Annotated in this window: 30 protein-coding genes and 1 pseudogene; 15 read left to right on the forward strand and 16 right to left on the reverse strand. The window is 57.6% G+C overall.

Annotated elements, in window-relative coordinates; all coding sequences use genetic code 11:
* Positions 1–144: 144 nt before the first annotated feature.
* On the reverse strand, positions 145–1,050 hold the full coding sequence (gene bla / locus V8G57_RS03210; RefSeq protein WP_342828177.1) for a class A beta-lactamase: 906 nt from the start codon (positions 1,048–1,050) through the stop codon (positions 145–147).
* Positions 1,051–1,166: 116 nt separating this feature from the next.
* On the opposite strand from bla, the gene V8G57_RS03215 reads away from it, so the two are divergent.
* Positions 1,167–2,027, forward strand: coding sequence for a LysR family transcriptional regulator (locus V8G57_RS03215; protein WP_092398529.1), 861 nt, complete (start codon positions 1,167–1,169; stop codon positions 2,025–2,027).
* Between the two features lie 160 nt (positions 2,028–2,187).
* Here V8G57_RS03215 and ldcA read toward each other — a convergent pair whose 3' ends face one another.
* From ldcA to V8G57_RS03245, 6 genes are all read right to left on the reverse strand, one after another.
* Positions 2,188–3,123: a muramoyltetrapeptide carboxypeptidase gene (gene ldcA, locus V8G57_RS03220; RefSeq protein WP_342828178.1), complete on the reverse strand. Its 936-nt coding sequence runs from the start codon at positions 3,121–3,123 to the stop codon at positions 2,188–2,190.
* Positions 3,120–3,587 (reverse strand): tRNA adenosine(34) deaminase TadA, encoded by a 468-nt coding sequence (tadA, locus tag V8G57_RS03225; RefSeq protein ID WP_342828179.1) that lies wholly within the window; start codon positions 3,585–3,587, stop codon positions 3,120–3,122. The genes ldcA and tadA overlap by 4 nt, the downstream gene beginning before the upstream one ends.
* A 24-nt stretch (positions 3,588–3,611) precedes the next feature.
* Positions 3,612–4,061: a 6-carboxytetrahydropterin synthase QueD gene (gene queD / locus V8G57_RS03230; protein ID WP_092398535.1), complete on the reverse strand. Its 450-nt coding sequence runs from the start codon at positions 4,059–4,061 to the stop codon at positions 3,612–3,614.
* A 28-nt stretch (positions 4,062–4,089) separates the two neighbouring features.
* Positions 4,090–4,725: a 7-carboxy-7-deazaguanine synthase gene (queE, locus tag V8G57_RS03235; RefSeq protein ID WP_342828180.1), complete on the reverse strand. Its 636-nt coding sequence runs from the start codon at positions 4,723–4,725 to the stop codon at positions 4,090–4,092.
* A gap of 314 nt (positions 4,726–5,039) precedes the next feature.
* A complete protein-coding gene (locus tag V8G57_RS03240; protein WP_342828181.1) occupies positions 5,040–5,639 on the reverse strand; it encodes a 2'-5' RNA ligase family protein in 600 nt (199 codons plus the stop codon).
* A 76-nt stretch (positions 5,640–5,715) separates the two neighbouring features.
* Positions 5,716–6,759, reverse strand: coding sequence for a phospholipase A (locus V8G57_RS03245; RefSeq protein ID WP_342828182.1), 1,044 nt, complete (start codon positions 6,757–6,759; stop codon positions 5,716–5,718).
* Positions 6,760–6,824: 65 nt separating this feature from the next.
* Here V8G57_RS03245 and V8G57_RS03250 point away from each other — a divergent pair, with 65 nt between their 5' ends.
* Positions 6,825–7,073: a hypothetical protein gene (locus tag V8G57_RS03250; RefSeq protein WP_342828183.1), complete on the forward strand. Its 249-nt coding sequence runs from the start codon at positions 6,825–6,827 to the stop codon at positions 7,071–7,073.
* A 98-nt stretch (positions 7,074–7,171) separates the two neighbouring features.
* Positions 7,172–7,852, forward strand: a complete 681-nt coding sequence (locus V8G57_RS03255; RefSeq protein WP_342828184.1) for a DUF4386 domain-containing protein — start codon at positions 7,172–7,174, stop codon at positions 7,850–7,852.
* 6 nt (positions 7,853–7,858) lie between these two features.
* Here V8G57_RS03255 and V8G57_RS03260 read toward each other — a convergent pair whose 3' ends face one another.
* Positions 7,859–8,635 (reverse strand): NAD(P)H-dependent oxidoreductase, encoded by a 777-nt coding sequence (locus V8G57_RS03260; RefSeq protein ID WP_092398545.1) that lies wholly within the window; start codon positions 8,633–8,635, stop codon positions 7,859–7,861.
* 86 nt (positions 8,636–8,721) lie between these two features.
* On the opposite strand from V8G57_RS03260, the gene V8G57_RS03265 reads away from it, so the two are divergent.
* On the forward strand, positions 8,722–9,615 hold the full coding sequence (locus V8G57_RS03265; protein ID WP_342828185.1) for a LysR family transcriptional regulator: 894 nt from the start codon (positions 8,722–8,724) through the stop codon (positions 9,613–9,615).
* Positions 9,616–9,707: 92 nt separating this feature from the next.
* Here V8G57_RS03265 and V8G57_RS03270 read toward each other — a convergent pair whose 3' ends face one another.
* The gene (locus V8G57_RS03270; RefSeq protein WP_342828186.1) at positions 9,708–10,922 is read right to left on the reverse strand and encodes a DUF4382 domain-containing protein; all 1,215 of its coding nucleotides are present in this window, start codon (positions 10,920–10,922) and stop codon (positions 9,708–9,710) included.
* Between the two features lie 189 nt (positions 10,923–11,111).
* Complete coding sequence (locus tag V8G57_RS03275) at positions 11,112–11,459, reverse strand: hypothetical protein (RefSeq protein WP_342828187.1); 348 nt, start codon at positions 11,457–11,459, stop codon at positions 11,112–11,114.
* 288 nt (positions 11,460–11,747) lie between these two features.
* Between V8G57_RS03275 and V8G57_RS03280 the strand changes: the two genes are divergently transcribed.
* The 8 genes and pseudogenes from V8G57_RS03280 (at position 11,748) to V8G57_RS03315 (ending at position 15,596) form a co-directional block, all read left to right on the forward strand.
* Positions 11,748–11,915 carry a hypothetical protein gene (locus tag V8G57_RS03280; protein ID WP_342828188.1) on the forward strand — a complete coding sequence of 56 codons (168 nt, stop codon included), beginning with the start codon at positions 11,748–11,750 and terminating at the stop codon, positions 11,913–11,915.
* Between the two features lie 409 nt (positions 11,916–12,324).
* A complete protein-coding gene (locus V8G57_RS03285; protein ID WP_342828189.1) occupies positions 12,325–12,627 on the forward strand; it encodes a DUF6582 domain-containing protein in 303 nt (100 codons plus the stop codon).
* A gap of 37 nt (positions 12,628–12,664) precedes the next feature.
* Positions 12,665–13,051 carry a BON domain-containing protein gene (locus tag V8G57_RS03290; RefSeq protein ID WP_342828190.1) on the forward strand — a complete coding sequence of 129 codons (387 nt, stop codon included), beginning with the start codon at positions 12,665–12,667 and terminating at the stop codon, positions 13,049–13,051.
* Positions 13,052–13,426: 375 nt separating this feature from the next.
* Positions 13,427–13,978: a hypothetical protein gene (locus V8G57_RS03295; protein WP_342828191.1), complete on the forward strand. Its 552-nt coding sequence runs from the start codon at positions 13,427–13,429 to the stop codon at positions 13,976–13,978.
* 562 nt (positions 13,979–14,540) lie between these two features.
* Positions 14,541–14,666, forward strand: coding sequence for a hypothetical protein (locus tag V8G57_RS03300; RefSeq protein ID WP_092358809.1), 126 nt, complete (start codon positions 14,541–14,543; stop codon positions 14,664–14,666).
* 27 nt (positions 14,667–14,693) lie between these two features.
* Positions 14,694–14,903: pseudogene (locus V8G57_RS03305) on the forward strand (YXWGXW repeat-containing protein); the annotation flags it as partial.
* A gap of 28 nt (positions 14,904–14,931) precedes the next feature.
* Positions 14,932–15,117: a hypothetical protein gene (locus V8G57_RS03310; RefSeq protein ID WP_342828354.1), complete on the forward strand. Its 186-nt coding sequence runs from the start codon at positions 14,932–14,934 to the stop codon at positions 15,115–15,117.
* Positions 15,118–15,290: 173 nt separating this feature from the next.
* Complete coding sequence (locus tag V8G57_RS03315) at positions 15,291–15,596, forward strand: type 2 periplasmic-binding domain-containing protein (RefSeq protein ID WP_342828192.1); 306 nt, start codon at positions 15,291–15,293, stop codon at positions 15,594–15,596.
* 124 nt (positions 15,597–15,720) lie between these two features.
* Here the strand turns inward: V8G57_RS03315 and guaA are convergent, their stop codons facing one another.
* Together guaA and guaB are read right to left on the reverse strand one after the other, a co-directional pair.
* Positions 15,721–17,301: a glutamine-hydrolyzing GMP synthase gene (guaA, locus tag V8G57_RS03320; RefSeq protein ID WP_342828193.1), complete on the reverse strand. Its 1,581-nt coding sequence runs from the start codon at positions 17,299–17,301 to the stop codon at positions 15,721–15,723.
* Positions 17,302–17,418: 117 nt separating this feature from the next.
* On the reverse strand, positions 17,419–18,879 hold the full coding sequence (guaB, locus tag V8G57_RS03325; RefSeq protein ID WP_092398563.1) for an IMP dehydrogenase: 1,461 nt from the start codon (positions 18,877–18,879) through the stop codon (positions 17,419–17,421).
* A gap of 180 nt (positions 18,880–19,059) precedes the next feature.
* Here guaB and V8G57_RS03330 point away from each other — a divergent pair, with 180 nt between their 5' ends.
* Entirely contained in the window at positions 19,060–19,587 is a 528-nt protein-coding gene (locus V8G57_RS03330; RefSeq protein ID WP_342828194.1) for a DUF4124 domain-containing protein, read from the forward strand.
* Between the two features lie 25 nt (positions 19,588–19,612).
* On the opposite strand, the gene V8G57_RS03335 is transcribed toward V8G57_RS03330, so the two are convergent.
* The gene (locus V8G57_RS03335) at positions 19,613–19,927 is read right to left on the reverse strand and encodes an RnfH family protein (RefSeq protein WP_425458218.1); all 315 of its coding nucleotides are present in this window, start codon (positions 19,925–19,927) and stop codon (positions 19,613–19,615) included.
* Positions 19,911–20,351: a type II toxin-antitoxin system RatA family toxin gene (locus V8G57_RS03340; protein WP_092396492.1), complete on the reverse strand. Its 441-nt coding sequence runs from the start codon at positions 20,349–20,351 to the stop codon at positions 19,911–19,913. The genes V8G57_RS03335 and V8G57_RS03340 overlap by 17 nt, the downstream gene beginning before the upstream one ends.
* Positions 20,352–20,418: 67 nt before the next feature.
* Between V8G57_RS03340 and smpB the strand changes: the two genes are divergently transcribed.
* Positions 20,419–20,868 carry an SsrA-binding protein SmpB gene (gene smpB, locus V8G57_RS03345; protein WP_092396490.1) on the forward strand — a complete coding sequence of 150 codons (450 nt, stop codon included), beginning with the start codon at positions 20,419–20,421 and terminating at the stop codon, positions 20,866–20,868.
* A gap of 83 nt (positions 20,869–20,951) precedes the next feature.
* Here smpB and V8G57_RS03350 read toward each other — a convergent pair whose 3' ends face one another.
* The gene (locus V8G57_RS03350; RefSeq protein WP_092396488.1) at positions 20,952–21,869 is read right to left on the reverse strand and encodes an SPFH domain-containing protein; all 918 of its coding nucleotides are present in this window, start codon (positions 21,867–21,869) and stop codon (positions 20,952–20,954) included.
* A 68-nt stretch (positions 21,870–21,937) separates the two neighbouring features.
* Positions 21,938–22,393, reverse strand: coding sequence for an NfeD family protein (locus V8G57_RS03355; RefSeq protein WP_092396486.1), 456 nt, complete (start codon positions 22,391–22,393; stop codon positions 21,938–21,940).
* Between the two features lie 183 nt (positions 22,394–22,576).
* Here V8G57_RS03355 and V8G57_RS03360 point away from each other — a divergent pair, with 183 nt between their 5' ends.
* Entirely contained in the window at positions 22,577–24,349 is a 1,773-nt protein-coding gene (locus V8G57_RS03360) for a tetratricopeptide repeat protein (RefSeq protein WP_342828195.1), read from the forward strand.
* Positions 24,350–24,419: the final 70 nt, after the last annotated feature.

Here is a 24,419-nt window from a genome sequence, read left to right on the forward strand (position 1 = left end):
TTTGGTCTTTTCTTAATTGAATCATGGGGTTAGATAGTGGCGGCATTATACAGTATCCACATTTGTGCACTGCATGAACCGGCATAAAACCAACGCCTGCCGCCACTATTTCCATGAATCCGGGCAGATTTCCAATCCGCCGCCTTATTTCGCCGCCACGGATGCCGCCAGGCGCCCGACTTCCGCCAAGGCCGCATTACGCGTGGCTTCCGAGGCCTTGGTCGCGGTCAGGTAGCTGGCTACCAGCAGCGGTGCGCGATCGGGTGGAAACAGTATGCCGATATCGTTAGTGCTGCCATAGGCGCCTGAGCCAGTCTTGTCGCCTACCCGCCAGCCGGCCGGCAGCAATGCGCGCAGGCGCTTGTCGCCGGTCTTGTTGGCAAGCAGCCAGGTTGTCAATTGTTTGCGCGAATCGGCAGACAATGCATTTCCTATCAGCAACTGGTGCATGGTGGACAGCATCGCGGCCGGCGAAGTGGTGTCGCGCGGATCGCCGGGAGTGGCCTGGTTGAGGTCTGGCTCGATACGGTCGAGCCGAGTCGCCTTGTCGCCCAGGGAGCGTACGTAGGCCGTCAGTCGAGCGGGGCCGCCAAAGCTGTGCAGCAGCAGGTTGGCGGCGGTATTGTCGCTCAAGGTGAGGGTTGCTTCGCACAGCTCCGCTATCGACATGCCGCCGCCGACATGTTTCTCGGTGACGGGGGAATACGGGACCAGCTCGGCGGCTTCGTAACGGATGCGCCGCGCTAGCTGTTCCTGTCCCTGGTCCACGCGTTTCAGTGTCAGTCCCGCCGCCAGCAGCTTGAAGGTGCTGCACATCGGAAACCGTTCGTCGCCGCGATAGGCATGGCTTTGTCCGGTAAGGGTATCGAGGATGGCGACACCCAGGCGTCCCCCGCTTCTGATTTCTATCTGGCGCAGTTGGCGGGCGATCGGATCGGTAACCGGCTTCGCCGTGCTGGCAGTCGAGGCCCAGGATTTCTGTGTGTAGCCGCTTAAGACCAGCGCTCCGAAAGCTGCCCCCAGGTTGCCGGCAAACTGGCGTCGTTTCATACTTCCCCTCAGAATTTGATGAACAGGGCATCAACGATAACGTTGGCCAGGCTATCACTCAAGCTACAATATCGAAGGCAAGACATAAGAAAAACTAGCTCAAACGGAGAAATGACATGCACCTCCCCTTGAATTCCTTGCGCGCTTTCGAAGTCTCGGCACGCCTGCTCAGCTTTACCCGTGCGGCCTCCGAGCTCAACGTTACGCAAGCCGCGATCAGCCAGCAGGTAAAAAATCTCGAAGAAAGAATGGGAGTACAGCTGTTCCGCCGGCTGCCGCGCGGGCTGGCATTGACCGACGAGGGCATCGCCTTGCTGCCGGTGCTGGCGGAATCGTTCGGGCGCATCGGCGCCGTGCTGCAGCAGTTCGGCGACGGCCGCCGGCTGCGCGAGGTGCTGACCGTGGGCGCTGTGGGCACATTCGCCGTCGGCTGGCTGATCCCGCGCCTGCGCGATTTCCAGCAAGCCCACCCGTTCGTCGATTTCCGCCTGTTCACCAACAACAACCGGGTCGACATCGCCGGCGAAGGCCTGGACTACGCTATCCGTTTCGGCGACGGCGCCTGGCACTCGACAGAAGCCGAAGAGTTGCTGGCCGCGCCGCTGGCGCCGATGTGCTCGCCGGCAGTCGCATCTTTCCTGCGCGATCCGGCCGACCTCGCCGGACAGGTATTGCTGCGCTCCTACCGCACCGACGAATGGGCCGCCTGGTTCGCCGCAGCCGACCTGCCCTGCCCGCTGCTCAGAGGCACCGTGTTCGACTCCTCGCTCACCATGGCCGAAGCCGCTGCCCAAGGCGCCGGCGTAGCGCTGCTGCCGACCCGCATGTTCGCCCGCGAACTGCAGCACGGCCGCCTGACCCGCCCGTTCGACATCGAGATCGCCACTGGCAGCTACTGGCTGACCCGCCTCAAGTCAAAACAAACCACCCCCGCGATGCAAGCCTTCCGAGAATGGCTGCTCGCCGCCACCAGCTAAATTAGGGTCAGAGTCAAATTAATTTCAAAGCAAGTGCCAACTGCCCGCGGCAACGCCAGGGCTAATTAGAGCTAATTAGGGTCAGAGTCAAATTAATTTGGAAGCAGGTGCTTGCGGCGACACCAACGGTCTTCGGGCCAGGCACGCTGATTGGGGGAGATCAGGACGCGAGCGTGAGCGGATTCTGGATAGTCAGCTGGAAGCCGCTTGCATCCGCCAGCAATTGCGCCTGCGCGCCGACCGGCAAGGTCACCTTGTCACGGATGTGGCCAAACGGCAAACCGGTCAGTATCGGCGCCGATACGTGGGTGCGCAGGTAAGCCAGCATGGCGTCGAAATCATAGCCGTTGTCATGCTCGGCCAGCCGGTAGTTGGAAAAATCGCCCAGCACGATCGCCCGCTGCCGTTCCAGGATGCCCGCGTACTGCAACTGCAGCATCATGCGTTCGATGCGATACGGATGCTCGCCGATATCTTCCAGGAACAGGATGCCGCCGTCGACCTGCGGCAAATAGGAGGTGCCGACCAGATGGTTCAGCATCGCCAGGTTGCCGCCCCACAGGGTGCCACTGGCGTTGACAGCCGGATTGCCGGCGGCGCTGACTTGCAATACCTGTTCCGGCTGCCGCAGGCATTGCCAGAAATGCGACATCGTAAATTCGCTCAGCTCAGCCTCGCCGAAATCGCTGCACAGCATCGGCCCGGCAAGGCTTGGCGCGCCGGTCTGCGCCAGCAGGGCCAGGTGCAGCGCGGTGACATCGCTATGGCCGACAAATATCTTCTTGCTGGCGGCCAGGCGCGGCAGGTCCAGCAGCGGCAGCAAGCGCGACATGCCATAGCTGCCGCGTATCGCCAGCACGATCTGCACCTGCGGATTATCGATCGCTTCGTAGATCTGCCCTACCCGCGCAGCGTCAGAGCCGCCGAAACGCAGGTACTTGGCGGCCGGATCGTAATAGTCATAGACCACGCAACCCTGGCTTTGCAAGGCAAGGATGCCGCGCGCCAGCGCTGCTTCGTCGGAGGCATAGCCGCCAGGTGCGATCAGCGCGACGCCGATGGATTGTTTTGAAGGTGCTTGGACAGGTTCGGTCACGATTGTTTTTGTTGGGCTTGCCGGCGTTCGGCGAAAAATTCTTTGAGTAGTGTGCCACATTCCTCAGCCAGCACGCCAGCCGTCAGCTCGGTGTGATGGTTCAGTCTCTCCTGTTCGAACAGGTTGAGCACCGAACCGCAGGCGCCGGTCTTCGGGTCGCTGGCGCCAAACACCACCCGCGCCAGCCGGGCATGCAACATGGCGCCGGCGCACATCGCGCATGGCTCCAGGGTGACGTACATTTCGCAACCGGGCAGGCGGTAATTGCCGAGGATGGTGGCCGCCGCCCGCAGCGCCATGATTTCCGCATGCGCTGTGGGATCGTGGTTGCCGATCGGCTGGTTGAAACCGGTAGCGATGACCTGCCCTTCTTTCACGATCAGCGCGCCTACCGGCACTTCGCCCAAAGCCCAGGCATTGCGCGCCTGGGAAATCGCTTGCTGCATATAGATGGCGTCACGCATAGGCACTCAGGGAAGCAATATCTATCAACGGTCTTCTGAAATCTCGGCCCAGCAATTGGGCGTTTCGTGCAGCACCAGTTTCTGCAGGTGCAAGCCGGTGCCGTAGTGGTCCTTGTAGGCGGCCTTGAGGATATCGTAGGCGGTGCGCGCGAGGTTTTCCACCGTCGGAATACGGTCGATGATGACGGTCTTGTGATCCGGCAGCGTCGCCAGGAACTCGCGCACCGCCGTGTCTTTTTCGTAGACCAGGAAAGCATGGTCCCAGACATCCACCAGATGCTGTTTTGCCAGCGTCTTGATATCGGAGAAATCCATGATCATGCCATTGTCGGAACTGCCTTCGACTTCAATCACCGCGCCCACCAAAGTGATTTCGAGCGTATAGCGATGGCCGTGCAGGTTGCGGCACTGGCTCTTGTGGTCGGGGATCCGGTGGCCGGCGTCGAATTCCAGTTTGCGGGTGATGGTAAGCATAGGTAAAAAGGTTCTTTATAAAATCTGTTCAGGGAATCTGCAGCAGCTTGTGGGTTTGCAGGCTCAGCTTCCATTTCGGGTTGCGCTTGCAAGTCTCAAGTGCCAGTTCCAGATTGTGCGCCAGTTGCGGGCCATCCATGGCCTGCACATAGAAATGTTCGAAATCAAGCGATTCGTATGCGGCCAGCGATTGGCCGGCTTGCGGGATCACCACTTTCAGCTCATTGCCCTTGCGCAGCTTCAGCACCGAACCCATCTTTGGGCTGACGCAGATCCAGTCTATGCCTGGCGGCGGCTGCAGCGTGCCATTGGTTTCGATGGCGATTTCAAAACCGGCCGCGTGCATGCTGTCGACCAATGCCGTATCCAGTTGCAGCAAGGGCTCGCCGCCGGTAAACACCACGAACTTGCTGGCGGCGTAGGTATCCGGCCAGAGCGCATTGATGGTGCTGGCCAGCGCCTCGCTATCCTTGAACTTGCCGCCGCCGACACCGTCGGTGCCGACAAAATCGGTATCGCAGAACTGGCAGACCGCGGTGCTGCGATCTTCTTCGCGGCCAGTCCACAGGTTGCAGCCGCTGAAGCGGCAAAACACCGCAGGACGGCCGGCATGGGTGCCTTCGCCTTGCAATGTGTAGAAAATTTCCTTGATGCTGTAGGTCACGGTGCTTCTCGCATATGTTTGTCAGCCTCTGATTCGCCAGCCGCAGCGAAGCCGCATGAATATCGGGCCAGACACTGTCAATACTCGCAGTTTTCCGTCGTTTTCACTATCAAAAACGACAATTTTTTGCTGGTGTGGGAGATAGGTCGATGTGCGGGGACGCCGCACTCCTGCCGCAGATCCATGCGCAGATGCCGACCCAGCCCGCTATTTTAGCGTAGAACGGCCATTCCCGCGACGCGTCGGCAGTATCGGGACGGTGAAACGTTGCATTTTTGGCAGCCACGATCCCTGCCGGACAGAACTTTGCGGCATCAGGATGAGAGCGCCCAGCGCGCCAGCTGTATGTGGCGGGTCTGGCCAAGCAGGCTATGCACCAGGACAAATTCGTGCGCGGTCCAGCCGATGGTTTCAATCACCTTTGCCGGAACCAGGCGATTGTCGTACAGCAGGGTGACATGAGGCGTGTAGTGCGGATTGGCTTTGCCGAACCCGGCTTTTTCCAGCGCCCTGCCAAGCGTTTCCTGGAATTTCGCCAGGGCGGCGAGGCCATCGCCGCCTAGCAGGACTAAAGGGCGTTTGCGCGGCCGGCCGTGGAAACTCGCCGCGCGGTCGAACGCGACATCGAACGGCCCCGCCCTGATGCTGTCCGCCGCCGTCATCGCCGCCTTGACAGCGCCTTGCGGCAGCCCCAGGTAATCGCCCAGGTGGCTCAAGGTGACATGCAAACGTGCGATCCCGATTGGCTTGCCTGTCACGCCAAACTCGTCGCGCAGCAATCCCCGCTGCCGTACGATGGCGGCCGCCGCATCCGGAGCCGGGACGATAGCGAAGAACAAGCGATCGGTCGGCTGCGGCGGCGCCTCGAAGCCCGGCAAGAAAAGCTGTCCGGGCACGTGATGGATGCGTTTCATGAAATGCGCTGCTTCCGTTGAAAAAGGGGATATCAGTTTACGCCTTTTTCACACCAGGGAAGTGGGACCGGCCGCATCAGAAGTCGATCAGAAAGCCCGCACCGATGGATTTTTGCGAATAGTTGTAGTCGATCAGGCTTTCGCCGTAACCGGAAAACAGATGCAGGTATCCCTTTAAATTGGTCGTGACCGGAAACGCCCAGCCGGCCTCAAGCGCGCCGTGCCCGGTCTGGAAATTGCGGCGTGCAGTCATCGAATACTCATAACCGTTCTGGCGGTAGCTGGCGCGCACGTCGCCGTGGCCCATGTAGTCAACGATATCGATGTTGTCGTTGTTGGCTTTTGCATTGTCGAGGCGTTTCCAGATCCTTGCCGACAGCGCCAGGTTGCCGTATTCGGCGCCCAGTTCAGTATAGAAACGGTTCCAGCTGCGAGACAAGGTAGAGGATTGGCCGTTGGACTGGTGCACCAGTCCGAAATTGAGATAGCGGAAGTTTAAGTCGCCGATCTTCATGCTCAATGGCAGCGTCGCAATCAGTTCAGGCTGGTAATTCGTTTCGCGAAACGGGCTGGAGTCGGCCCGGTTGTATGCCTGCCAAAAACTTTGCTGGGTGTAGGCCAGCCACAGGTCGACCGGGCTGCCGGCGACGTTTTCCGCCATCTTCATCTTGAAACTGAGCTGGTAAGTCAACTCTGTATGCTGCGGCTTGAGTCCGTTGGCATCGCTGGCGAATGGCGCGTTGTTGGCGGAGGTGCTGTAATTGGCCAGCAATACATAATTATTCAGATAGGATTTGAGGGCAAACACGCCGCGTTTGGAACTGGGATCAAGTTCCCAGCTCTGCACCGTACGCGAAATCGGCGACTCGCTCGGCTCGCTTGCGTTCTGGGCCGCGGCCAGGGCCGGCGGCGATGCAGGTGCAGCTAGGGGAACAACGGCTGCAGCGGGAACCGGCGCATCGGCGGCGGCCTTGGCCAGGGCATCGAAGCAGTCCAGGCGCGCGCTGGCGTCGCCCAATACGGAGCAGCGCGCCAGTTGCTGCTCCAGCTCAGCCGCATGCAGCAGCGCCGGCGACATGCAGCTCAAGGAAAAAACGATTGTCTTGATGTTTTTTTTCATGATGGATTTTAAAAATACGAAACTGCCCCGCCACGCCAACCGTGGCGGGCATGGGGAATCAAAGCATGTGCGCTATTGCTAAATTGTCGCGCTCGCTCGAGAACACGTTTTCCGGTCGTAGCAAAAAACAAAAAAGCCCGCATTCATGTGGGCTTTTGAGCGTTTCTCATCTTCGCATATTAGCAAATGCCGGACGCCAGATTATTTCCGCTCTGTATTCGCTGCAAAAACGCTTAGAATCGACCGCATTGGCTAACGATCCCGCAAAAGCCCGCTTTCATGCGGGCTTCGACGTTTTTTTGAACTGCGGATAAGGCAGATTTTCACCGGGCTCTATCGGGCCCTCACTGCAGCGAGCGAAACTGTCATGACAAATAGAACCATCGAAGCTGCCCCGCAAATGTACGCGCGCATGGGCGGCGTGCTGTACCTGGCAATCATAGTGCTGGGCGGACTCGCCGAGGGATTCGTCATGAACCGGCTGGTCATGCCGGGCGACGCCGCGGCAACGGCGCATAACATCTTGGCCTCGCCGCTGCTGTGGCGCCTCGGCGTCGCCGGCAACCTGATCGTACCCTTATGCGCCGTTGCGCTGACGTGGGTGTTTTATCTGCTGCTCAGGCCGGTAAGCAAGCGTTTGGTCCTGCTTTCCGTATTTTTCAACCTGGTGTCTCTCGCGGTCGAGGCCGTCAGCAAGCTGTTTCTCCTTTTGGTCGAACCCATATTGGGGAATGCCGGCTACCTGAAAGCCTTTGAACCGAGGCAGCTGCAAGTCCTCGCGGACCTTGCCCTTGCCTCGCATGGCATTGCCTTTAACATCGCCCTGATATTTTTTGGCTGCGGGTGCCTTGTCGATGGCTACCTGATTTTCAGGTCGGGTTACTTACCCAAGGCAGTAGGCATATTGATGCAACTTGCCGGTCTGGCTTACCTGACTGCCTGTCTTTCCGCACTTTTCACCCCGGCGTTTGCAGAACTGATAACGCCCGCCATCCTGGTTCTGCCATTGGTCGGCGAATCGTCATTGTGCCTATGGCTTCTTGCAAAGGGAGTAAATATCGCCAAGTGGAACGAGCGAATAAGCGCAGGCTAAGCCAGCTTATGCAGTATGCGCGGCAAACCCCGTCAGATCCGGCGCGACATCCGGCCGCAACGTGAGCTCAGGGATGTTGTACGCGCCGGAATTTTGCGGGCGGAATGGTATCGGTGCAGTCTTCCAGAGATCGTCAAGACGCTGGCCGAGCGCATCGCGGATCTTCGCAAATCGTGCGTCGTCAGTCCGCCCTGTGCGATAGACCACGAACGGCGGCAAGACGTCAAAACCAGGGTAATACAGCACCCCATGGTGAATGGGGAACAAAACATCGTCTATTGGGCCATTGATGCCCCGTGCGCTGTAATGCGATTCCCAGCCACCCGTAGTAACGATCAGCATGGCACGTTTCCCCGCCAGCGTGCCTTCTCCATAGCGGTCGCCCCAGCGTGCATCGGAGTGTTCTCCAATACCGTATGCAAAGCCGTAGGCATAGACACGCTCTACCCAACCCTTGAGGATCGCCGGCATCGAGAACCACCACAGAGGGAACTGCAAGATGACAGCGTCGGCCCAGCGCAGCTTGTCTTGTTCGAGCGCGATGTCCTTGCTCTGCAAGCCATGTTCGAACGCACGCCTGGAGTCAAGCGACGGATCGAAGCGTGCATTTGCGTGCCGATCCGTGCTGTCGTCGGCGTCGAGCGATGCTTTCCATTTCATGGCATACAGGTCTGAAACCTGGACGACATGCCCGGCATCCTCAAGGTGTTTCACCGAGAAGTTTTTCAGCGAGCCGTTCAAGGACTTTGGTTCGGGATGGGCGTAGACGAGAAGAACATTCATGGTTGCGCTTTCAATGATGAGGAACAAGCAGCTTAGGCTCCGCTCAGGTATATTGAAAATGAATTCTCAATATTCCAGGTATTACTATGAATAATCTCAGACGACTCGACCTGAACCTGCTGGTAACGCTGGATGTCCTGCTTTCGGAACACAACGTGACCCGTGCGGCGCAACGCCTGAATTTTTCCCAGCCATCGATAAGCGTTCATCTCGCTAAACTGCGGGATATCTTCGGAGACCCGCTGCTGCTGCCTGGGCCAAGGGGAATGCGGCCCACCGCGAGAGCCGACGAGTTGCGCGAACCATTGCGACAGGCACTGGACGCACTTGCGCACGCGGTGTCGCCTGCCAGCCCTTTTGATCCGGCCAAGGCCAGTCATACCTGGCGCGTCGCCGCCACCGACTATGGCGAATCGACGATCGTACTGCCCGCCCTGGGCGGCTTGCGCTCGGCGGCGCCTGGCACCCGGCTGGCGGTGCTTGAACTTGTTCCGCCCCGCATAGCCAGGCAAGCGGAACAGGGCGAGATCGATCTTGCTTTTCATACCAGCGAAGGCGCTCCGCCGGGCTTGCGGCGCCGGGCGCTCTTTACCGAGCGATATGTCCTGGCGGGGCGCGTAGGTCATCCGCGTTTGAAAAAGCGTCCAACGCTTTCTCAATTCTGCAAGCTCGATCACGTGATCGTATCGCCGGATGGCGGGGGATTCCATGGCGTCACCGATGAAGCGCTGGCGGAGGCCGGCCTGGCGCGCCGCGTAGTGCTTTCCGTTCCGCATTTCCTGTTTGTCGGGTCCGTGCTGGCGAGCACTGACATGGTGGCGATGCTGCCCGCGCGCCTGGTCCGCGACGCCAGCGAGCTGCAGGTTGTCGAGCCGCCTGTCGAGGTGCCAGGCTACGAGATGGCCATGCTCTGGCATGAACGCTGCCATCGCGACCCCGCGCATCAATGGCTGCGCGAGTACATCGCGAATTCGGTGTGATCCGGCACATCACCTCGCCGAAGTGACAATATGCAATCTCGACAAACAGCGCACACTTTTCAAAAGTGTGCGCTGGGTTCCGGCAGGAACGATTAAGGCGTCAGCGTGAAGTTGATAGCAGGCTGGTTACCCGTCGTGACGTTTACCGATAGATTTGATTGAGTTACATAACCATTCGCCGAGGCTTCAACTACATACTTGCCGGTGCCTGGAGTGGTGTTTGGCTGCGTTGCAAACATGATCGGCAACGCCGCACTATATTGGCCAAGCTGCGGCGCCACGGTGGGCAGGTTTGACAATGCATATGCGCCACTTGCCACATCAACGCCCTGATATTTGATTGTCACCGTAGGGCCGGCCGAGAAGCTTTGCTTTGCCGCTACATAGGCAATTTCCGTTGCGCTAACCGGATTTAACACTACCGTGCCGCTAATAGCGCCTGGAGGCGTGGCGGCTGCTTGCAAATCGATAGGCGTGCTATTGCTGCTGACTACGACCGTGCTGGTGGTGCTGGCAACCGGCACCGCGGCAATGACCGCGGTTGCACGGTTGTCCGCAGTAAGCACGACGTCATAGTTGCCCGGCACAAGACGTGCGAGGAAAAATTCTCCCGTCGCGGCATTGGGCACCGTGGAACGCACTACGACACCGTTCTGCTGCGCAGACACCATGACGTGATTATTCAGCAAGGCAGGGTTGATGAAACCGTCGATGCCATTCACAACCGTGGGAATCACGGTGATCACCGGTTTCAATGCGTATTTTCCGTTACCCTTGGTCACAACGGATTTGCAGGCATCGAAGTCGAGTACCAGGTCAGTGCGTTGCCCAGATGCGACGTCAAATTGATTAATCAGCTTGATGCCGCTTTGCACCGCACTTGGCGTATCGAGTGAAATTTCCGTGCTTGTGCCAGATGGAATCACCGAGTTGGCGAGGCCAGCTCCGGTGTTTGGATCAAGCACCAAACGCAACTGCGTGTAGTGGCCCGCCGTCAAAGGTGTTTGACCCAAATCTTCCAGAGCGCCATTGGTCAGATTAAGAAGGTTGATTTTGCGTGCAGGGGTCAACGTGATATCGGCCCAGCCAGCATCGTTTTCGTTGGCAGTTGCGCTTTGATGCACGCGGACTTTGTTAACGGTGACATTGACCGCATCAAATCCACAGGACGGCGCATCGGTCATCGCCACGCCCAACGTCCCGGTCCCAGCCGCCGGGGCTCCATCGCCACCGCCGCCGCAGGACGCGAGCAATACAACTGTCGACATAGCGCCGAATGAGCATAGCGTACGTAAAGAATTTTTCATTTTATGTCTCCTTGTAATTATGGATATACGGCGTATTGAGCGCCGCTCAGAATGTGGTTTCAGTAGCAACAATTCTTGTATAACCACAAACAGGCCACTGAGTTACCGAGGCAAAAAGGACATTATTTACAGAGCTGGATGCACCGCATGGCTCCTCGTCTAAGCGATGTTCCCGTGCCACGCAAATTTTTATTGCGTAGCTTTAAGCGTATGCGCCTTTCCTTTATTCGTTTTTTTGTGGGTTAAACCCTTTTGATTCGCGCGGTCCGCTGAACGTTGCAGGCCCTTGTCGCGATCCGCGGCATTTGCTCCATTAGTGTTTTTCATGCCCTCACTGCTGATGTGCTGTGAAGAGGCGCCACCGAAATGTGTGCCGCCTCCGCCCCCGCCCCCGCCACGAGCAAAAGTGGTGACACTAGCACTGGCCAGAAGTATGGCGGCGCCGATTATGCATGCATTTTTAAACATGTTCTTTCCTCTTTTATAAAATTGAATTGCCTTATGCATGGCTTCGAATAAGCGAGAAATATCAGGCATGCGCATTATTGACACTACAACTCTGTTAGTACTCAAATTCGATGAAAAGTTGACGTCTTATGCGCATTAGATGTATCAAATTGTTTCAGAACGATGCTCTTCCGATATCAAGCACTACTTATGTTCCCTAGCCTGACGGCGATAAAACCCGGCATCACAGACGCTGACTTGTAAACTATTGTGAATTGCTACAAACCGTTTACAAATGCCAACAACCGCGTTAGTCAATATGCCAAAATGAGCGCGATTTAATTAAAGGTCCATCATTCAAGTAAAAGGAAAAGAAACATGAAGAAGCTTTTTGCACTATCCGCTTTTATCGTATTAACCTTACAAGGTTGTGCTGTTTATGGGCCAGACTACCCCGATGCCGTAGTGGCCCCGCAAGGCCGCGCACAAGGCGGCCCTGGCAACGGTTTTTGTCCGCCAGGACAAGCAAAAAAGGGGAATTGCTAAAAAAACATTAATGACGATTGCCCTGCTGGAAATTGAGGGTAATCACGGCAATTTCGGGAGGTTCGGAGCGATCAGCTTTTATACATCCCCACCTCGCCCGCCGCTAAATAGGGTGCCTTTGACTCAAATTTGCGCTACCCGCAGAAACCAGCATGAAGGCACAAAAAAAGCCCGCGAACCATGCGGCAGCGGGCTGAATCCAAAACTTGGGAGAGTTGGAGGAGACATGTCCAATGTAGTGCAGTCAAACCAATTCCCAATGCCCATTTACAGTTATTTGCAGCAACTACAGTTACATACATCAGCGAAATACAAAAATCTCTCAGACCAGTACATTTGTTGGGTAAGCGTAGAACTTTGAAATCAATTGAGGCTCTGACATGAACAGCGTCTGAACTAGGAGAGAAACATGACCCAGACAACGTGGAAGCCGCATGCCCAGCATGGCGAGTTAAGCAGCAAGGATCGAGATCATTTACCTGAGAGTGCATTCGCATTTTCAAAACAGCGCAAAGAACCTATGACCGATGCCTCACATGTCAGGAATGCGCTGGCGCGGTTTGATCAGGTAGATGACGTATCTGACGCTGAACGTGAAATCGCGTTCGAAAATATCAAGGCAGCAGCCAAGCATTTTGGCGTCGAGATGACGGAAACGAGCTGGAAGGAACTTGGTAAAAAACCTCATACCAAAAATCCGTCTCACAAATAGGCGCAATGGATAAGGTGATCGGACGCCCCGCAAAACCGTGGGCGGTGTGGCTGTAAGCAGCATTCTTGCAAAATTATTCACGACTCCTATACTGAAAAACACCAGTGCAACCGTAACCTGCCTCATGATCGGCGCGTTGCTGGCGCCAGTCGCAAACTATGCAGCCGACTATTCGTCGACTCAGGAAAAACCGGTGACGATAGTCAAGGATTCTGTCATCACAACAAAGATAAAGAGCAAGTTGACGGCAGAGAAACTGACCTTCGTGAAGGATATAAAAGTCGACACCGACAATGACGGCGTCGTGACGCTGAGCGGTAAAGTCGCCACTCAGGAACAAGCCGACAAGGTGGCGCCGATTGCGCGCGATACCGAGGGCGTCAAGTCGGTGAACAACGATCTCAAAATCACAGGCGCTCCTTAACCGGCCCCGACAACATCTATCCAGATTGTGTGCTTGGAAATTTTATCCTGCGGTGCGCACTTCGACTGAAGCCTGACTGCTTCGCACATATTTCAACGCCTTGCTAGCGCGAGGTACGTTTTTTTTCGGCACGCGATATGCCAACCAATCTTTAATGGAGGCCATATGTTAAGTAAACAGATACTTATCACGACGGTTATCGTGGGAACCGTCTTGGCTGGCTGCAAGAAAACTGATGAGATAACGCCGCGAGATGCACCAATGCAAGCCCCGACTCCACAAGCCGCATCGGCTCCGTCCACGCCTGGCGCAGCGGGCAATGCTAGTGGCAGTGCCTCGTATTAAACAGGCAGGTGTTCATGGAGAGATTTAACAATGAATACGATCACAATCATGCTGGTGATACTCGGCCTGTCTTCTTCTGCGTTGGCGCAATCGTCCCCGACTCCGCCAGAAATACCGGACGAAACGCAACCGATGCCTCCTGGAATAAAACGGCCGCCGACGCCTGCTCCGACGCCTCCAACGCCATCTGCAACACAGCCTGAATCGCAACCTATGGCATCGCAGCCTCCTGCGATCCGCGCGCAGCCCAAATCCAAGAACGGCTTTACCTATTTGTGCGGCGGCGTCGGTTTGGATGAATCCACCTACATGAAGCGCACAGCAAAAGAATATGACCTGATGTCGACTTTTTCCTCGCGGGGTGGCAGTTATCTAGCCGATGTCAATATCGATATTTCGGACAAGAGCGGCAAAGCAAGGTTGCAAACGACATGTTCTGGTCCCATATTGCTGATCAAATTTCCGAGTGCCGGTACCTATCGCATTCGTGCGGAAGTAGGTGGTGAGGTACAGACAAAAATCGCTCGAGTGCAGGCGAAACGCAGTCCCCATTCAGTAGTTTTTGTTTGGCCCGCCAACTAAGAGCCCGCTGAGTGTAGGGAAATTGAAAATTTGAGCGCCGACAGGTGGCTCAGATCAACACAAATACAGCCGTAATTTCCTGTCCCGGGTCAGGCACGCATTTACATAAAAAAAGCCCGCAGATCCTTGTGGACCGGGCCAGTTTGGCTATCGGGAACCAGCCAAACAATATTTCACTTTAGAGATACCTAAAGAGAAATGCAAATGACATTAGCATTCGCCCCTTCTTCGCCTCCTGTTCCTTCTGACACCCGATCCAGGCAGGACGATAGAGATCCATCAGCGCAACTTGCTGAACCATCCGGAATTGCGCAAGACCAACTTTTAAATATATCTGCACCATCGAACATTTGAGAAACGCTGTGGACGTGTGGTCCAATTTTTGGATAGTAGAGCATTGAAGTTACGCCCACATTGGCAGAAAAGTTGCACACTTTTCCAAAGCCTTGAGATCGCATACAGCGCGGTAATCAAAACTTACAAGCGATACAAAACTGAATCACCTGCAGAACGTCTTGGGTGGCAACATATTCCTTATGTCATTCAATGAAAAGAGATCAGCATGAAAAAGCTCATTAGCATAGTGGCAATCGGACTTGTTCTCAGCACAGCATTATCCGGATGTATCGTCGTACCGGTTGGTGGTGGAGGTTATTATCACCATCACGATTATTACTATGGTCGCTGATACGGCGTTTCCTAAAAGGTGACGAACATGAAACGTATTTTTTTCGCTGTTGCACTCATCGCTATTAGCGCCAGCACTTTTGTATCGACGCAGGCCGTAGCGCAAATCGGCGTTGACATCACCATTGGCAGACCACCGCCGCCACCAAGATATGAACCCGTTCCGCCACCACGATATGGTTACGTGTGGATCCCTGGCTTCTGGGATTGGCGTGATGGTCGACATGTATGGATCGGCGGCCATTGGGAACAGCCGCGTCCAGGTTATGTATATGCGCGCCCTGAATGGCGCCAGGGTCCTGACGGTTGGATACTGCAGTCCGGCGGATGGCGTGAAGACCATCGACGATACGATGAGCATCGTGACCACGACTATCGGGATGGCGACCGGCATGACTATCGTGAGGGCGAGCGGCATGACGATGGAAGATACGAAAATCGTTGAGTCCTGACAGGCGGGAGCTTGTTGCAGGCAATCATGACGTGACGCGAACATGGCGAATTTTGTCAAGGATGCCAAGCATTGAATGGCTTTGTCACAGCTGGTCCCATTTGTAGTAGCTCAGATATGACCTGACACGTTGCGTCATCCGGGCACAGGAAAGGCAGTTCAGTTCCATGGCATGTGAAGCTCGGAGAACAAACAGCAGGCCAGCCAGCTGTTCCGGCAATCTGCAGCGATGAGGTGTTCGAGCTTCAGGCTGTGCTCGCGGGTAAGGCACTGGGACGGCTTGCAGGAGTAACGGCAGCGCCGTTCATTCGAGCAGCGCAGTTGGTTCCGATCCTTATCGATCACATGCCGGACATCGCCAGCTACTTTGTTTACTTCGGCAGCAAGACCTCACAAACCGTGCGCGCACGTGCGTTTATTGATCTGGCGATTAGCCATCATGGCATCGGCATGGATAACACCATCACAAAAGCCATCTGAAATAAGTACTTGGGCATACATCGGCTTGCCAATCAATGCAGCCCCATTAAGCAAAAAAGCCCGCATTTACGCGGGCTTTGAGGCATTTTCTACTTCCGTACACTTGCGAGTGCTAGACGTATTTTCATTCCCACTCGATAGTCGCAGGCGGTTTGCCTGAAATATCATAAACCACGCGATTGATGCCGCGCACTTCATTGATGATGCGATTCGACACCCGCCCCAGCAACTCATGTGGCAAATGCGCCCAATGCGCAGTCATGAAATCCTGGGTCTGCACCGCACGCAAGGCCACCACGTATTCATAAGTACGGCCATCGCCCATCACGCCGACCGACTTGACCGGCAGGAAAACCGCAAACGCCTGGCTGGTCTTGTCGTACCAGGTTTCGTCCTGGTCGTCCTTGGTGTTGCGCAGCTCTTCGATGAAGATGGCGTCGGCGCGGCGCAGCAGGTCGGCGAATTCTTTCTTGACTTCGCCCAGGATGCGCACGCCCAGGCCCGGGCCCGGGAATGGATGGCGATACACCATCGCATGCGGCAAGCCAAGCGCGACGCCCAGCTTGCGTACTTCATCCTTGAACAGTTCGCGCAGCGGTTCCAGCAACTGCAGGTTCAGGGTTTCCGGCAGGCCGCCGACATTGTGGTGGCTCTTGATCGTGTGCGCGGCGTTCTTGCCCTTGCCGGCGCTTTCGATGACGTCCGGGTAGATCGTGCCTTGCGCCAGCCATTTTGCATTCTTCAGCTTGGCCGATTCAACCTGGAATACTTCGACGAATTCGCGGCCGATGATCTTGCGCTTGGCTTCCGGATCGGTAACGCCGGCCAGGTGGCCCATGAACTGCGCGGCGGCGTCGACATGGATCACCTTGACGCCGAGGTTCTGGGCGAACATCTCCATCACCATCTTGCCTTCGTCGAGGCGCAGCAGGCCGTGGTCGACGAAGACGCAGGTCAGCTGGTCGCCGATGGCGCGGTGGATCAGGGCGGCGGCGACACTGCTGTCGACGCCGCCGGACAAGCCCAGGATCACTTCGTCGCTACCAACTTGCTTGCGGATCGATTCGACCGCTTCGGCGATGTAGTCCGGCATGTTCCAGTCCGGCTTGCAACCGCAGATATCGATCACGAAGCGGCTCAGGATCGCTTCGCCCTTGACCGTGTGGGTGACTTCCGGGTGGAACTGCACCGCATAGAAGCGGCGCTCGTCGTCAGCCATGCCGGCGATCGGGCAGTTCGGCGTCGACGCCATCAGTTTGAAACCAGGCGGCATGTGGTCGACCTTGTCGCCATGGCTCATCCAGACTTTCAGCATGGAATGCGATTCCGGCGTCACGAAATCGCTGATGCCTTCCAGCAGCGCGCTGTGGCCGCGGGCCCGCACTTCGGCGTAGCCGAATTCGCGCACCTTGCCCATCTCGACCTTGCCGCCCAGCTGCTCAGCCATGGTTTGCATGCCGTAGCAGATGCCGAATACCGGCACACCCAATTCGAACACCGCTTGCGGCGCACGCGGAGTGTCGCCGTCGGTGACGCTGTTCGGGCCGCCCGACAAGATGATGCCGGACGCGCCGTAGCTGCGGATAAATTCATCGGACACATCGTAGGGAAACACTTCGGAAAACACGCCTGCGTCGCGCACGCGGCGCGCGATCAGTTGGGTAACCTGGGAGCCGAAATCGAGGATGAGGATTTTTGAGTGCATGGTGGATGCCTGGTAGCTGATTTAGCAAAAAATGAGAATCTTTAAACTGCACGCGCCACCGGCGGTATCCCCGCAGGTGGCGCGTTCCTGGACTAGATCAAGGTGCAGATCCAACTATCAGTCGGTGCGATAGTTAGGCGCTTCCTTGGTAATCTGGACGTCATGGACATGCGACTCGCGCATGCCGGCTGAGGTGATTTCCACGAACTCGGCTTTTTCGCGCAGTTCGTCGATAGTCGCGCAACCGCAATAGCCCATGGAAGAACGCACGCCGCCGATCAGCTGGTACAGGATGGTCAGGACGCTGCCCTTGTACGGCACCCGGCCTTCAATGCCTTCCGGCACGAACTTGTCAGCCTTGTTGGCCGAATCCTGGAAGTAGCGGTCGGCCGAACCATCCGACATCGCGCCCAGGCTGCCCATGCCGCGATACGACTTGTAGCTGCGGCCCTGGAACAGGATCACTTCGCCCGGCGCTTCTTCGGTACCGGCAAACATGCTGCCCATCATCACGGTCGATGCGCCGGCGGCCAGCGCCTTGGCGATGTCGCCCGAAAAACGGATGCCGCCGTCGGCGATGCATGGAATGCCTGTGCCCTTGAGCGCCTGCGCCACATTGGCGATAGCGGAAATCTGCGGCACGCCGACGCCAGCCACGATACGCGTGGTGCAGATCGAGCCAGGACCGATGCCGACCTTGACGCCGTCGGCGCCATGGTCAGCCAGCGCCTTGGCAGCGGCTGCGGTAGCGATATTGCCGCCGATGACTTCCACCTGCGGGAAATTCTGCTTGACCCATTTGACGCGGTCCAGCACGCCCTTGGAGTGGCCGTGCGCGGTATCGACCACGATGACGTCAACGCCAGCCTTTACCAGCAGCTCGATGCGTTCTTCGTTATCGGCGCCGACGCCGACCGCGGCGCCAACCCGCAGCTTGCCCTGGCCATCCTTGGAAGCCAGCGGGTGCGATGTCGATTTCTGGATATCCTTGACCGTGATCAGGCCGCGCAGCTCGAAAGCGTCGTTGACCACCATCACGCGTTCCAGGCGGTGCTTGTTCATCAGGCGCTTGGCTTCCGACAGGTCGGCGCCGTCCTTGACGTAAACCAGCTTCTCGCGCGGCGTCATCTTGGCGCTGACTTCCGCATCCAGCTCTTCTTCAAAACGCAGGTCGCGGTTGGTGATGATGCCGACCAGGCGATTGCCGTCGACTACCGGGAAACCGCTGATGCCATGCTGTTCCGACAAGGCGATCACTTCACGGATGCGCATGTTCGGCGGAATCGTGATCGGGTCGCGCACCACGCCGGATTCGAAACGCTTGACCTTGGATACTTCGCGCGCCTGCTCCTGCGCAGTCAGGTTCTTGTGGATGATGCCGATGCCGCCCTCTTGCGCCATGGCGATCGCCAGGCGCGCTTCGGTCACGGTGTCCATCGCAGCCGACAGCAACGGAATGTTGATATCGATATTGCGGGTCAGGCGTGTTTTGAGGGTGGTGTCTTTGGGGAGGACGTCCGAATAAGCGGGGACTAACAGCACGTCATCGAACGTGAGTGCTTTCTGAAGTAGACGCATAGTTTTTCCTATAGGCGCAAAAGCGAATTATACAGAAAACCGGACAAGTCGCCTAACGTTGCGCAATTTTAGCCACAACCGGGGAAATATTTCCACAAAGCACTACCGATCAATTGACACGGCTAGTGAAACATGGCGAAATCTGCGCTCAATCTACTTCTATCGCCTCAAGGAACAGCAATGAATGCAATCCGCCTGAAACACGCCTTTTCCGCCACCGCAGCGCTGGTCCTGCTCAGCCTCGCGACTTCCGCCCTGGCGCAATTCGTGTGGCTGGACGAAAAAGGCGTGAAGCAGTATTCAGACTTGCCGCCGCCGCCCTCGGTGCCGAACAAGCGCATCCTGAAAACACCGGGCCAGAGCCTGCCGCGCGGCACTACGGACGAAACCGGAACTGCCGCTGCCGCCGATGCCGGCGCCGATAGCAAGCCGGAAGCAAAAGCGCCGCCGACCATCGCTGAACAGAATGCCGCATTCCAGAAACGGAAAGCTGAGCAGGCTGAGAAGGCCAAGAAAGCCGAACAGGAGGCCAAACTGGCCTCCAACAAGGCCGAGAACTGCGCTCACGCCCGCGCCAACCAGCGCGCGCTGGATTCCGGCATGAGGATTACCCAGACCGACGCCAGCGGCCAGCGTTCATACATGAACGATCAGCAGCGGGCACAGCAAAACGCACAGAATCGAGAAACCTTGAGCGAATGCCAATAAGCAGAAAACTGCAAAAGCCCGCGATTCAGCGGGCTTTTTTGTCAGCGCGCTTGCGGCGCGACTCCATCGGATCGGCAATCAGCGGACGGTAGATTTCAATCCGGTCCTGGTCGCGCAACACCGTATCGAGCGTCTTCAGCTTGCCGTAGATGCCGACCCGCCAGCAGCTGAGGTCGATTTCGCGCACTTCTTCCAGCAGGCCGCTGCGCTTGATGCCGTCATGCAGCAGCGTCCCGGCAGGCACCGACAACTGCTTCAGGGCCTGTACGCCGGGGCTGGCGTAGCAGACCTGTATCCGTATCAACGCCGCGCCGGACGCCGCCTCAACCATGGTGGCCATATACCGCGTCGGCGCGCTTGCAGAAGGAGTCCACGAAACTGTTGGCGATCATGCTGAATACCGGGCCGATCAGCTTTTCCAGGATGCGGTTGGAGAATTCGTAGTGCAGGTCGAATTCGATCTTGCAAGCGTCGGCCCGCAACGCCTTGAAGCTCCAGTTGCCGTCGAGGTGCTTGAACGGCCCCTCCACCAGCCGCATCTGCATGTTGCTGGGCGGCGAGTTGGTGTTTTCGGTTGTAAACGATTGCTTGATGCCGTGATAATGTATATTCAGTGTCGCCACCAGCTTGCCGGCATCGCGTTCACGCACATCCACCCCGCCGCACCACGGCAGGAATTGCGGGTAGTCTTCGACCCGGTCGACCAGCGCAAACATCTGTTCAGCGCTATATCCCAAAAGTACCGTTTTATGCACTACTGCCATTGAATATCAACCGTTTGATAGAATCACAACTTGAAATTTTAACCGACCTGCGCGATTTTCCTAATACATGAGCATTATTGACAACAAAAAAGTCTTCCACGACTACTTCATCGAAGAGCGTTTCGAGGCCGGCATGGAGCTGCATGGCTGGGAAGTGAAGTCCATCCGCGCCGGACGCGCCAACCTGAAAGAATCCTACGTCATCATCCGCAATGGCGAAATCTACCTGTTCGGCGCCCACATCAGCGCCCTGCTCAGCGCCTCCAGCCACGTCCATCCGGAAGCCGTGCGCACCCGCAAGCTGCTGCTGCACGCCGAGGAAATCAGGAAACTGATCATCAAGGTCGAACGTTCCGGTTATACGCTGGTGCCGATCAACCTGCACTACCTGCGCGGCCGCATCAAGTGCGAAATCGGCCTGGCCAAGGGCAAAAAGCAGCACGACAAGCGCGACACCGAACGGCAACGCGATGGTGAGCGGGAAGTCCAGGCTGCGATGAAACAGCACCGGCGTTGAAGCGGCGCCAATAAACGATGCCCCCAAAAAAAAGCGGGCCGGCGGAACCTGAATTCCGCCGGCCCGCCTTTTTTTATCGCCGACTAAGACTTGGTCTGGGATTTGACCACTTGCAAGGCAGTGGCGATCAAGCCGCTGATGTCGCCCAGGTTGGCCGGCACGATGATCGAGTTATTGGTCTTCGCCAGTTGCCCGAACGCCGCCACATATTGCTCGGCCACTTTCAGGTTCACGGCATCCGAACCGCCTGGCGACTGGATCGCCGCCGCAGTCTTGCGGATTGCTTCAGCGCTGGCTTCGGCGATCGACAGGATCGCCGCGGCCTGGCCCTGGGCACGATTGATGGACGCCTGCTTTTCACCTTCGGACTTGGCAATCGACGCTTCGCGTTCGCCGGTCGCAATATTGATCTGTTCCTGCTTGCGGCCTTCCGAAGCGGCGATCAGCGCCCGCTTCTCACGTTCCGCGGTAATCTGCGCCTGCATCGCATGCAGGATTTCCTTGGGCGGCGTCAGGTCCTTGATTTCATAACGCAGCACCTTCACGCCCCAGTTGGCGGCGGATTCGTCGATGGCGCTGACGATGGTGGTGTTGATGTGGTCGCGCTCTTCGAAGGTCTTGTCCAGCTCCATCTTGCCGATGACCGAACGCAAGGTGGTCTGCGCCAGCTGCGTGATGGCGGCGATGTAGTTGGAAGAACCGTAGGATGCGCGCATCGCATCGGTAATCTGGAAGTACAGGATGCCGTCCACCTGCAGTTGCGTATTGTCGCGCGTGATGCAAACCTGCGGCGGCACATCCAGCGGGATTTCCTTCAGGATGTGCTTGTAGGCGACGCGGTCGATGAACGGCACCACGATATTCAATCCGGGGCCCAGGGTCGCATGATATTTGCCCAGGCGCTCCACCACCCATGCATGCTGCTGCGGCACCACTTTGATCGTCTTGGCGATAAATATGATGACGATCACCAGCACGATTAACGAAACGCTTCCGAACATGATTTTTTTCCTTATTGAATTGAAGAAGACAGAGTCATCCGCCGCGCTACGGCGGAAGTCGAGCTCGCTCAGTGCTGGCCGGGCCTGTCGCCGACAATCAGCCGGCTGCCGCGTACCTCGCGGATAAAAAACAGGCCGGCATCCGCATTTGCCGCCGGCGCCAGCTCCACATCCCACATCGCGCCCCGGTACTTGACGCGCGCCGTATATCCGCCGCCTGTGCCCGCATCCTGCTGCCATTGCCCGACCGTGATCGATTGCCCGATATCCAGGTTGACATTGGGATCGCGCTCCGCCAGGACCTTGGTGCGGCGGCCGAACTTGCTGCGCCGTAGAAAATACGTGGCGACCAGGGCCACCACCGCGGCAACCAGCAGCTGCCATTCCACGCCCCAGCCCAGCAGCGCAGCGATGCCGCCGACGGCCAGGCCAATCGCCACCATCAGCAAATACAAGGTCGTGGTGAACAATTCCGCCACGACCAGCAAACCAGCCGCCAATATCCACATCACCCATCCGGCCATATGACCCTCTCCGTTATGTAGAGCACACAGTGTAATCCATCTGACAACTGAAGTTACAATAACTCACGCTTCATTTCGTTCATGCCGCCAAGCTGATGGCTGTCCGATCCAGTGCTATGCTCCCCTCTTCCACAGATTGCCGTGGGCTGACGCCGCCGTCAGCCAGCCATACATGAGTACAAAATGAGCACGACCCATCTTATCCAGCAAGCATACAAGGATTTCCAGAATGGCAAAACCGGCCATGCCGAACGCTCGCTCAAGGAGATCCTGAAGGCCCAGCCGGAAAACTTCGACGCCCTGCATGTGCTCGGCGTCATCTGCGCCGCCACCGGGCAACGCCAGGAAGCGGCGCAACTGTTCGGGCAAGCGCTGGCCCTGGACGGCAAGAATGTATCGCTGCATTACAAGCTGGCCCGGTTGCAGTTTGAATCAGGCCAGTTCGATGCCGCCCTGCTCGCTTATGAACAAATCATTGCATTGGGCTATGTCAAACCCGAGATACTGCTGGCCAAGGCCGTGACCCTGCTCAGCCTGCAGCGCCGGCAGGAGGCGCTGGCCTGCATCGAACAGACGCTGGCCGCATGGCCGGACCATGCCGACGGCTGGGCGCACAAAGGCGCCCTGCTGTACCAGTTGCGGCACCATGAGGATGCGCTGCTCCACTTTGAGCGCGCGCTGGCGCTGCAGCCGGACATGGCCGACAGCTGGTATAAAAGGGGCCTGGCCCTGGACAAGCTGGAGCGCTATCCCGATGCGCTTGCCAGCCTCGACCGCGCCATCGCGCTGGCGCCGAAAACCGCCGCCTACTGGCTGGACCGCGCGGTCATCCTGCACAAGCTGGAACGCTACGCCGAATCCCTGAGCGACAACGAAACCGGGCTGGCGCTGGCTCCCGGCAATGCCGAAGCCTGGGGCGACCATGGCCTGACCCTGAGCCGCATGAACCGCCACCAGCAAGCGCTCGACAGCTACCAGCGCGCCCTCAGCCTGCAGGCAGGTTATGCGGATGCACTATCGAATCAATCGCTGTCGCAGCTGGTGCTGGGGCAGTTCGAAGCCGGCTGGCAGAGCTATGAGTATCGATGGAAGAAAGGCAATGCGGATGTTCAGCGCCATACCGGAATCCCGCTGTGGCTGGGCCAGCAGGCTATCGAAGGCAAGCGCATCTTGCTGTGGTCAGAACAGGGCCTGGGCGACACGATCCAGTTTTGCCGCTACGCCACCCTGGTTGCAGCGTTGGGAGCCGAGGTCGTGCTGGAGGTAGACCCGGCGCTGAAAGCGGTCGCCCAGACCATGGGAAACTTCCAGGTGATCGCCATCGGCGAAGGGTTCGCGCCGGTCGACTGCCAGACGCCGCTGATGAGCCTGCCGCTGGTCTTCAAGACCGGCCTGGCGACCATCCCGGCCGCCATCCCTTATTTTGCGGCCGATGCCGGAAAAAAGGAAAGCTGGGCAAAACGCATGGGCTCCACCGGCGGCAAACTGAAGATCGGCCTGGCCGGCTCAGGCAATGCCGGCAATACCAACGATCACAGGCGCTCCATGCCGCTGCAGGAATTTGCACCGCTGCTGCAGCTGGATGGCGCGGATTTTTTCCTGGTGCAGAAAGACATCAGGGAGTCGGATCGCGCATACCTGCAGCAAACGCCCAAGCTGCGGCCGCTCGCCGAGGACATTGCAGGTTTCGACGATACCGCGGCGATCGTCGCCAGCCTGGACCTGGTGATCAGCGTCGACACCTCGGTCGCCCACCTGAGCGGCGCCCTCGGCGCGCCGGTCTGGATCCTCCTGCCCTGGGCGCCTGACTGGCGCTGGCTGCTGGATCGCGAAGACAGCCCGTGGTATCCGAGTGCAAGGCTGTTCCGGCAAGAACAAGCCGGCAACTGGCAAAATCTGATGCTGGACGTAGCCGATTCCTTGCATCTCTTCCTGGACAAGCGGGCTGGCATCTGACCCTGAAAATAAAAACGCGAGCACTTGGCTCGCGTTTCTTCTTATGACCAGGACGCATCATCGTCCCGCA

Source organism: Collimonas rhizosphaerae (assembly GCF_038896935.1).
Taxonomy (GTDB): Bacteria; Pseudomonadota; Gammaproteobacteria; order Burkholderiales; family Burkholderiaceae_D; genus Collimonas; species Collimonas rhizosphaerae.

Coding starts and splice junctions, on each gene's coding strand:
- V8G57_RS03335 (WP_425458218.1), bottom strand. CDS start 19,927: ATGGCCACCATGGTTGAGGCGGCGTCCGGCGCGGCGTTGATACGGATA.
- V8G57_RS03275 (WP_342828187.1), bottom strand. CDS start 11,459: ATGCCTGATATTTCTCGCTTATTCGAAGCCATGCATAAGGCAATTCAA.
- V8G57_RS03215 (WP_092398529.1), top strand. CDS start 1,167: ATGCACCTCCCCTTGAATTCCTTGCGCGCTTTCGAAGTCTCGGCACGC.
- smpB (WP_092396490.1), top strand. CDS start 20,419: ATGAGCATTATTGACAACAAAAAAGTCTTCCACGACTACTTCATCGAA.
- V8G57_RS03360 (WP_342828195.1), top strand. CDS start 22,577: ATGAGCACGACCCATCTTATCCAGCAAGCATACAAGGATTTCCAGAAT.
- V8G57_RS03285 (WP_342828189.1), top strand. CDS start 12,325: ATGACCCAGACAACGTGGAAGCCGCATGCCCAGCATGGCGAGTTAAGC.
- V8G57_RS03255 (WP_342828184.1), top strand. CDS start 7,172: ATGGGCGGCGTGCTGTACCTGGCAATCATAGTGCTGGGCGGACTCGCC.
- V8G57_RS03330 (WP_342828194.1), top strand. CDS start 19,060: ATGAATGCAATCCGCCTGAAACACGCCTTTTCCGCCACCGCAGCGCTG.
- V8G57_RS03350 (WP_092396488.1), bottom strand. CDS start 21,869: ATGTTCGGAAGCGTTTCGTTAATCGTGCTGGTGATCGTCATCATATTT.
- V8G57_RS03340 (WP_092396492.1), bottom strand. CDS start 20,351: ATGGCAGTAGTGCATAAAACGGTACTTTTGGGATATAGCGCTGAACAG.
- V8G57_RS03265 (WP_342828185.1), top strand. CDS start 8,722: ATGAATAATCTCAGACGACTCGACCTGAACCTGCTGGTAACGCTGGAT.
- bla (WP_342828177.1), bottom strand. CDS start 1,050: ATGAAACGACGCCAGTTTGCCGGCAACCTGGGGGCAGCTTTCGGAGCG.
- V8G57_RS03300 (WP_092358809.1), top strand. CDS start 14,541: ATGAAAAAGCTCATTAGCATAGTGGCAATCGGACTTGTTCTCAGCACA.
- V8G57_RS03250 (WP_342828183.1), top strand. CDS start 6,825: ATGTGCGCTATTGCTAAATTGTCGCGCTCGCTCGAGAACACGTTTTCC.
- V8G57_RS03310 (WP_342828354.1), top strand. CDS start 14,932: ATGTATATGCGCGCCCTGAATGGCGCCAGGGTCCTGACGGTTGGATAC.
- V8G57_RS03245 (WP_342828182.1), bottom strand. CDS start 6,759: ATGAAAAAAAACATCAAGACAATCGTTTTTTCCTTGAGCTGCATGTCG.
- V8G57_RS03270 (WP_342828186.1), bottom strand. CDS start 10,922: ATGAAAAATTCTTTACGTACGCTATGCTCATTCGGCGCTATGTCGACA.
- tadA (WP_342828179.1), bottom strand. CDS start 3,587: ATGCGTGACGCCATCTATATGCAGCAAGCGATTTCCCAGGCGCGCAAT.
- V8G57_RS03355 (WP_092396486.1), bottom strand. CDS start 22,393: ATGGCCGGATGGGTGATGTGGATATTGGCGGCTGGTTTGCTGGTCGTG.
- V8G57_RS03260 (WP_092398545.1), bottom strand. CDS start 8,635: ATGAATGTTCTTCTCGTCTACGCCCATCCCGAACCAAAGTCCTTGAAC.
- V8G57_RS03240 (WP_342828181.1), bottom strand. CDS start 5,639: ATGAAACGCATCCATCACGTGCCCGGACAGCTTTTCTTGCCGGGCTTC.
- guaA (WP_342828193.1), bottom strand. CDS start 17,301: ATGCACTCAAAAATCCTCATCCTCGATTTCGGCTCCCAGGTTACCCAA.
- queD (WP_092398535.1), bottom strand. CDS start 4,061: ATGCTTACCATCACCCGCAAACTGGAATTCGACGCCGGCCACCGGATC.
- V8G57_RS03295 (WP_342828191.1), top strand. CDS start 13,427: ATGAATACGATCACAATCATGCTGGTGATACTCGGCCTGTCTTCTTCT.
- V8G57_RS03280 (WP_342828188.1), top strand. CDS start 11,748: ATGAAGAAGCTTTTTGCACTATCCGCTTTTATCGTATTAACCTTACAA.
- guaB (WP_092398563.1), bottom strand. CDS start 18,879: ATGCGTCTACTTCAGAAAGCACTCACGTTCGATGACGTGCTGTTAGTC.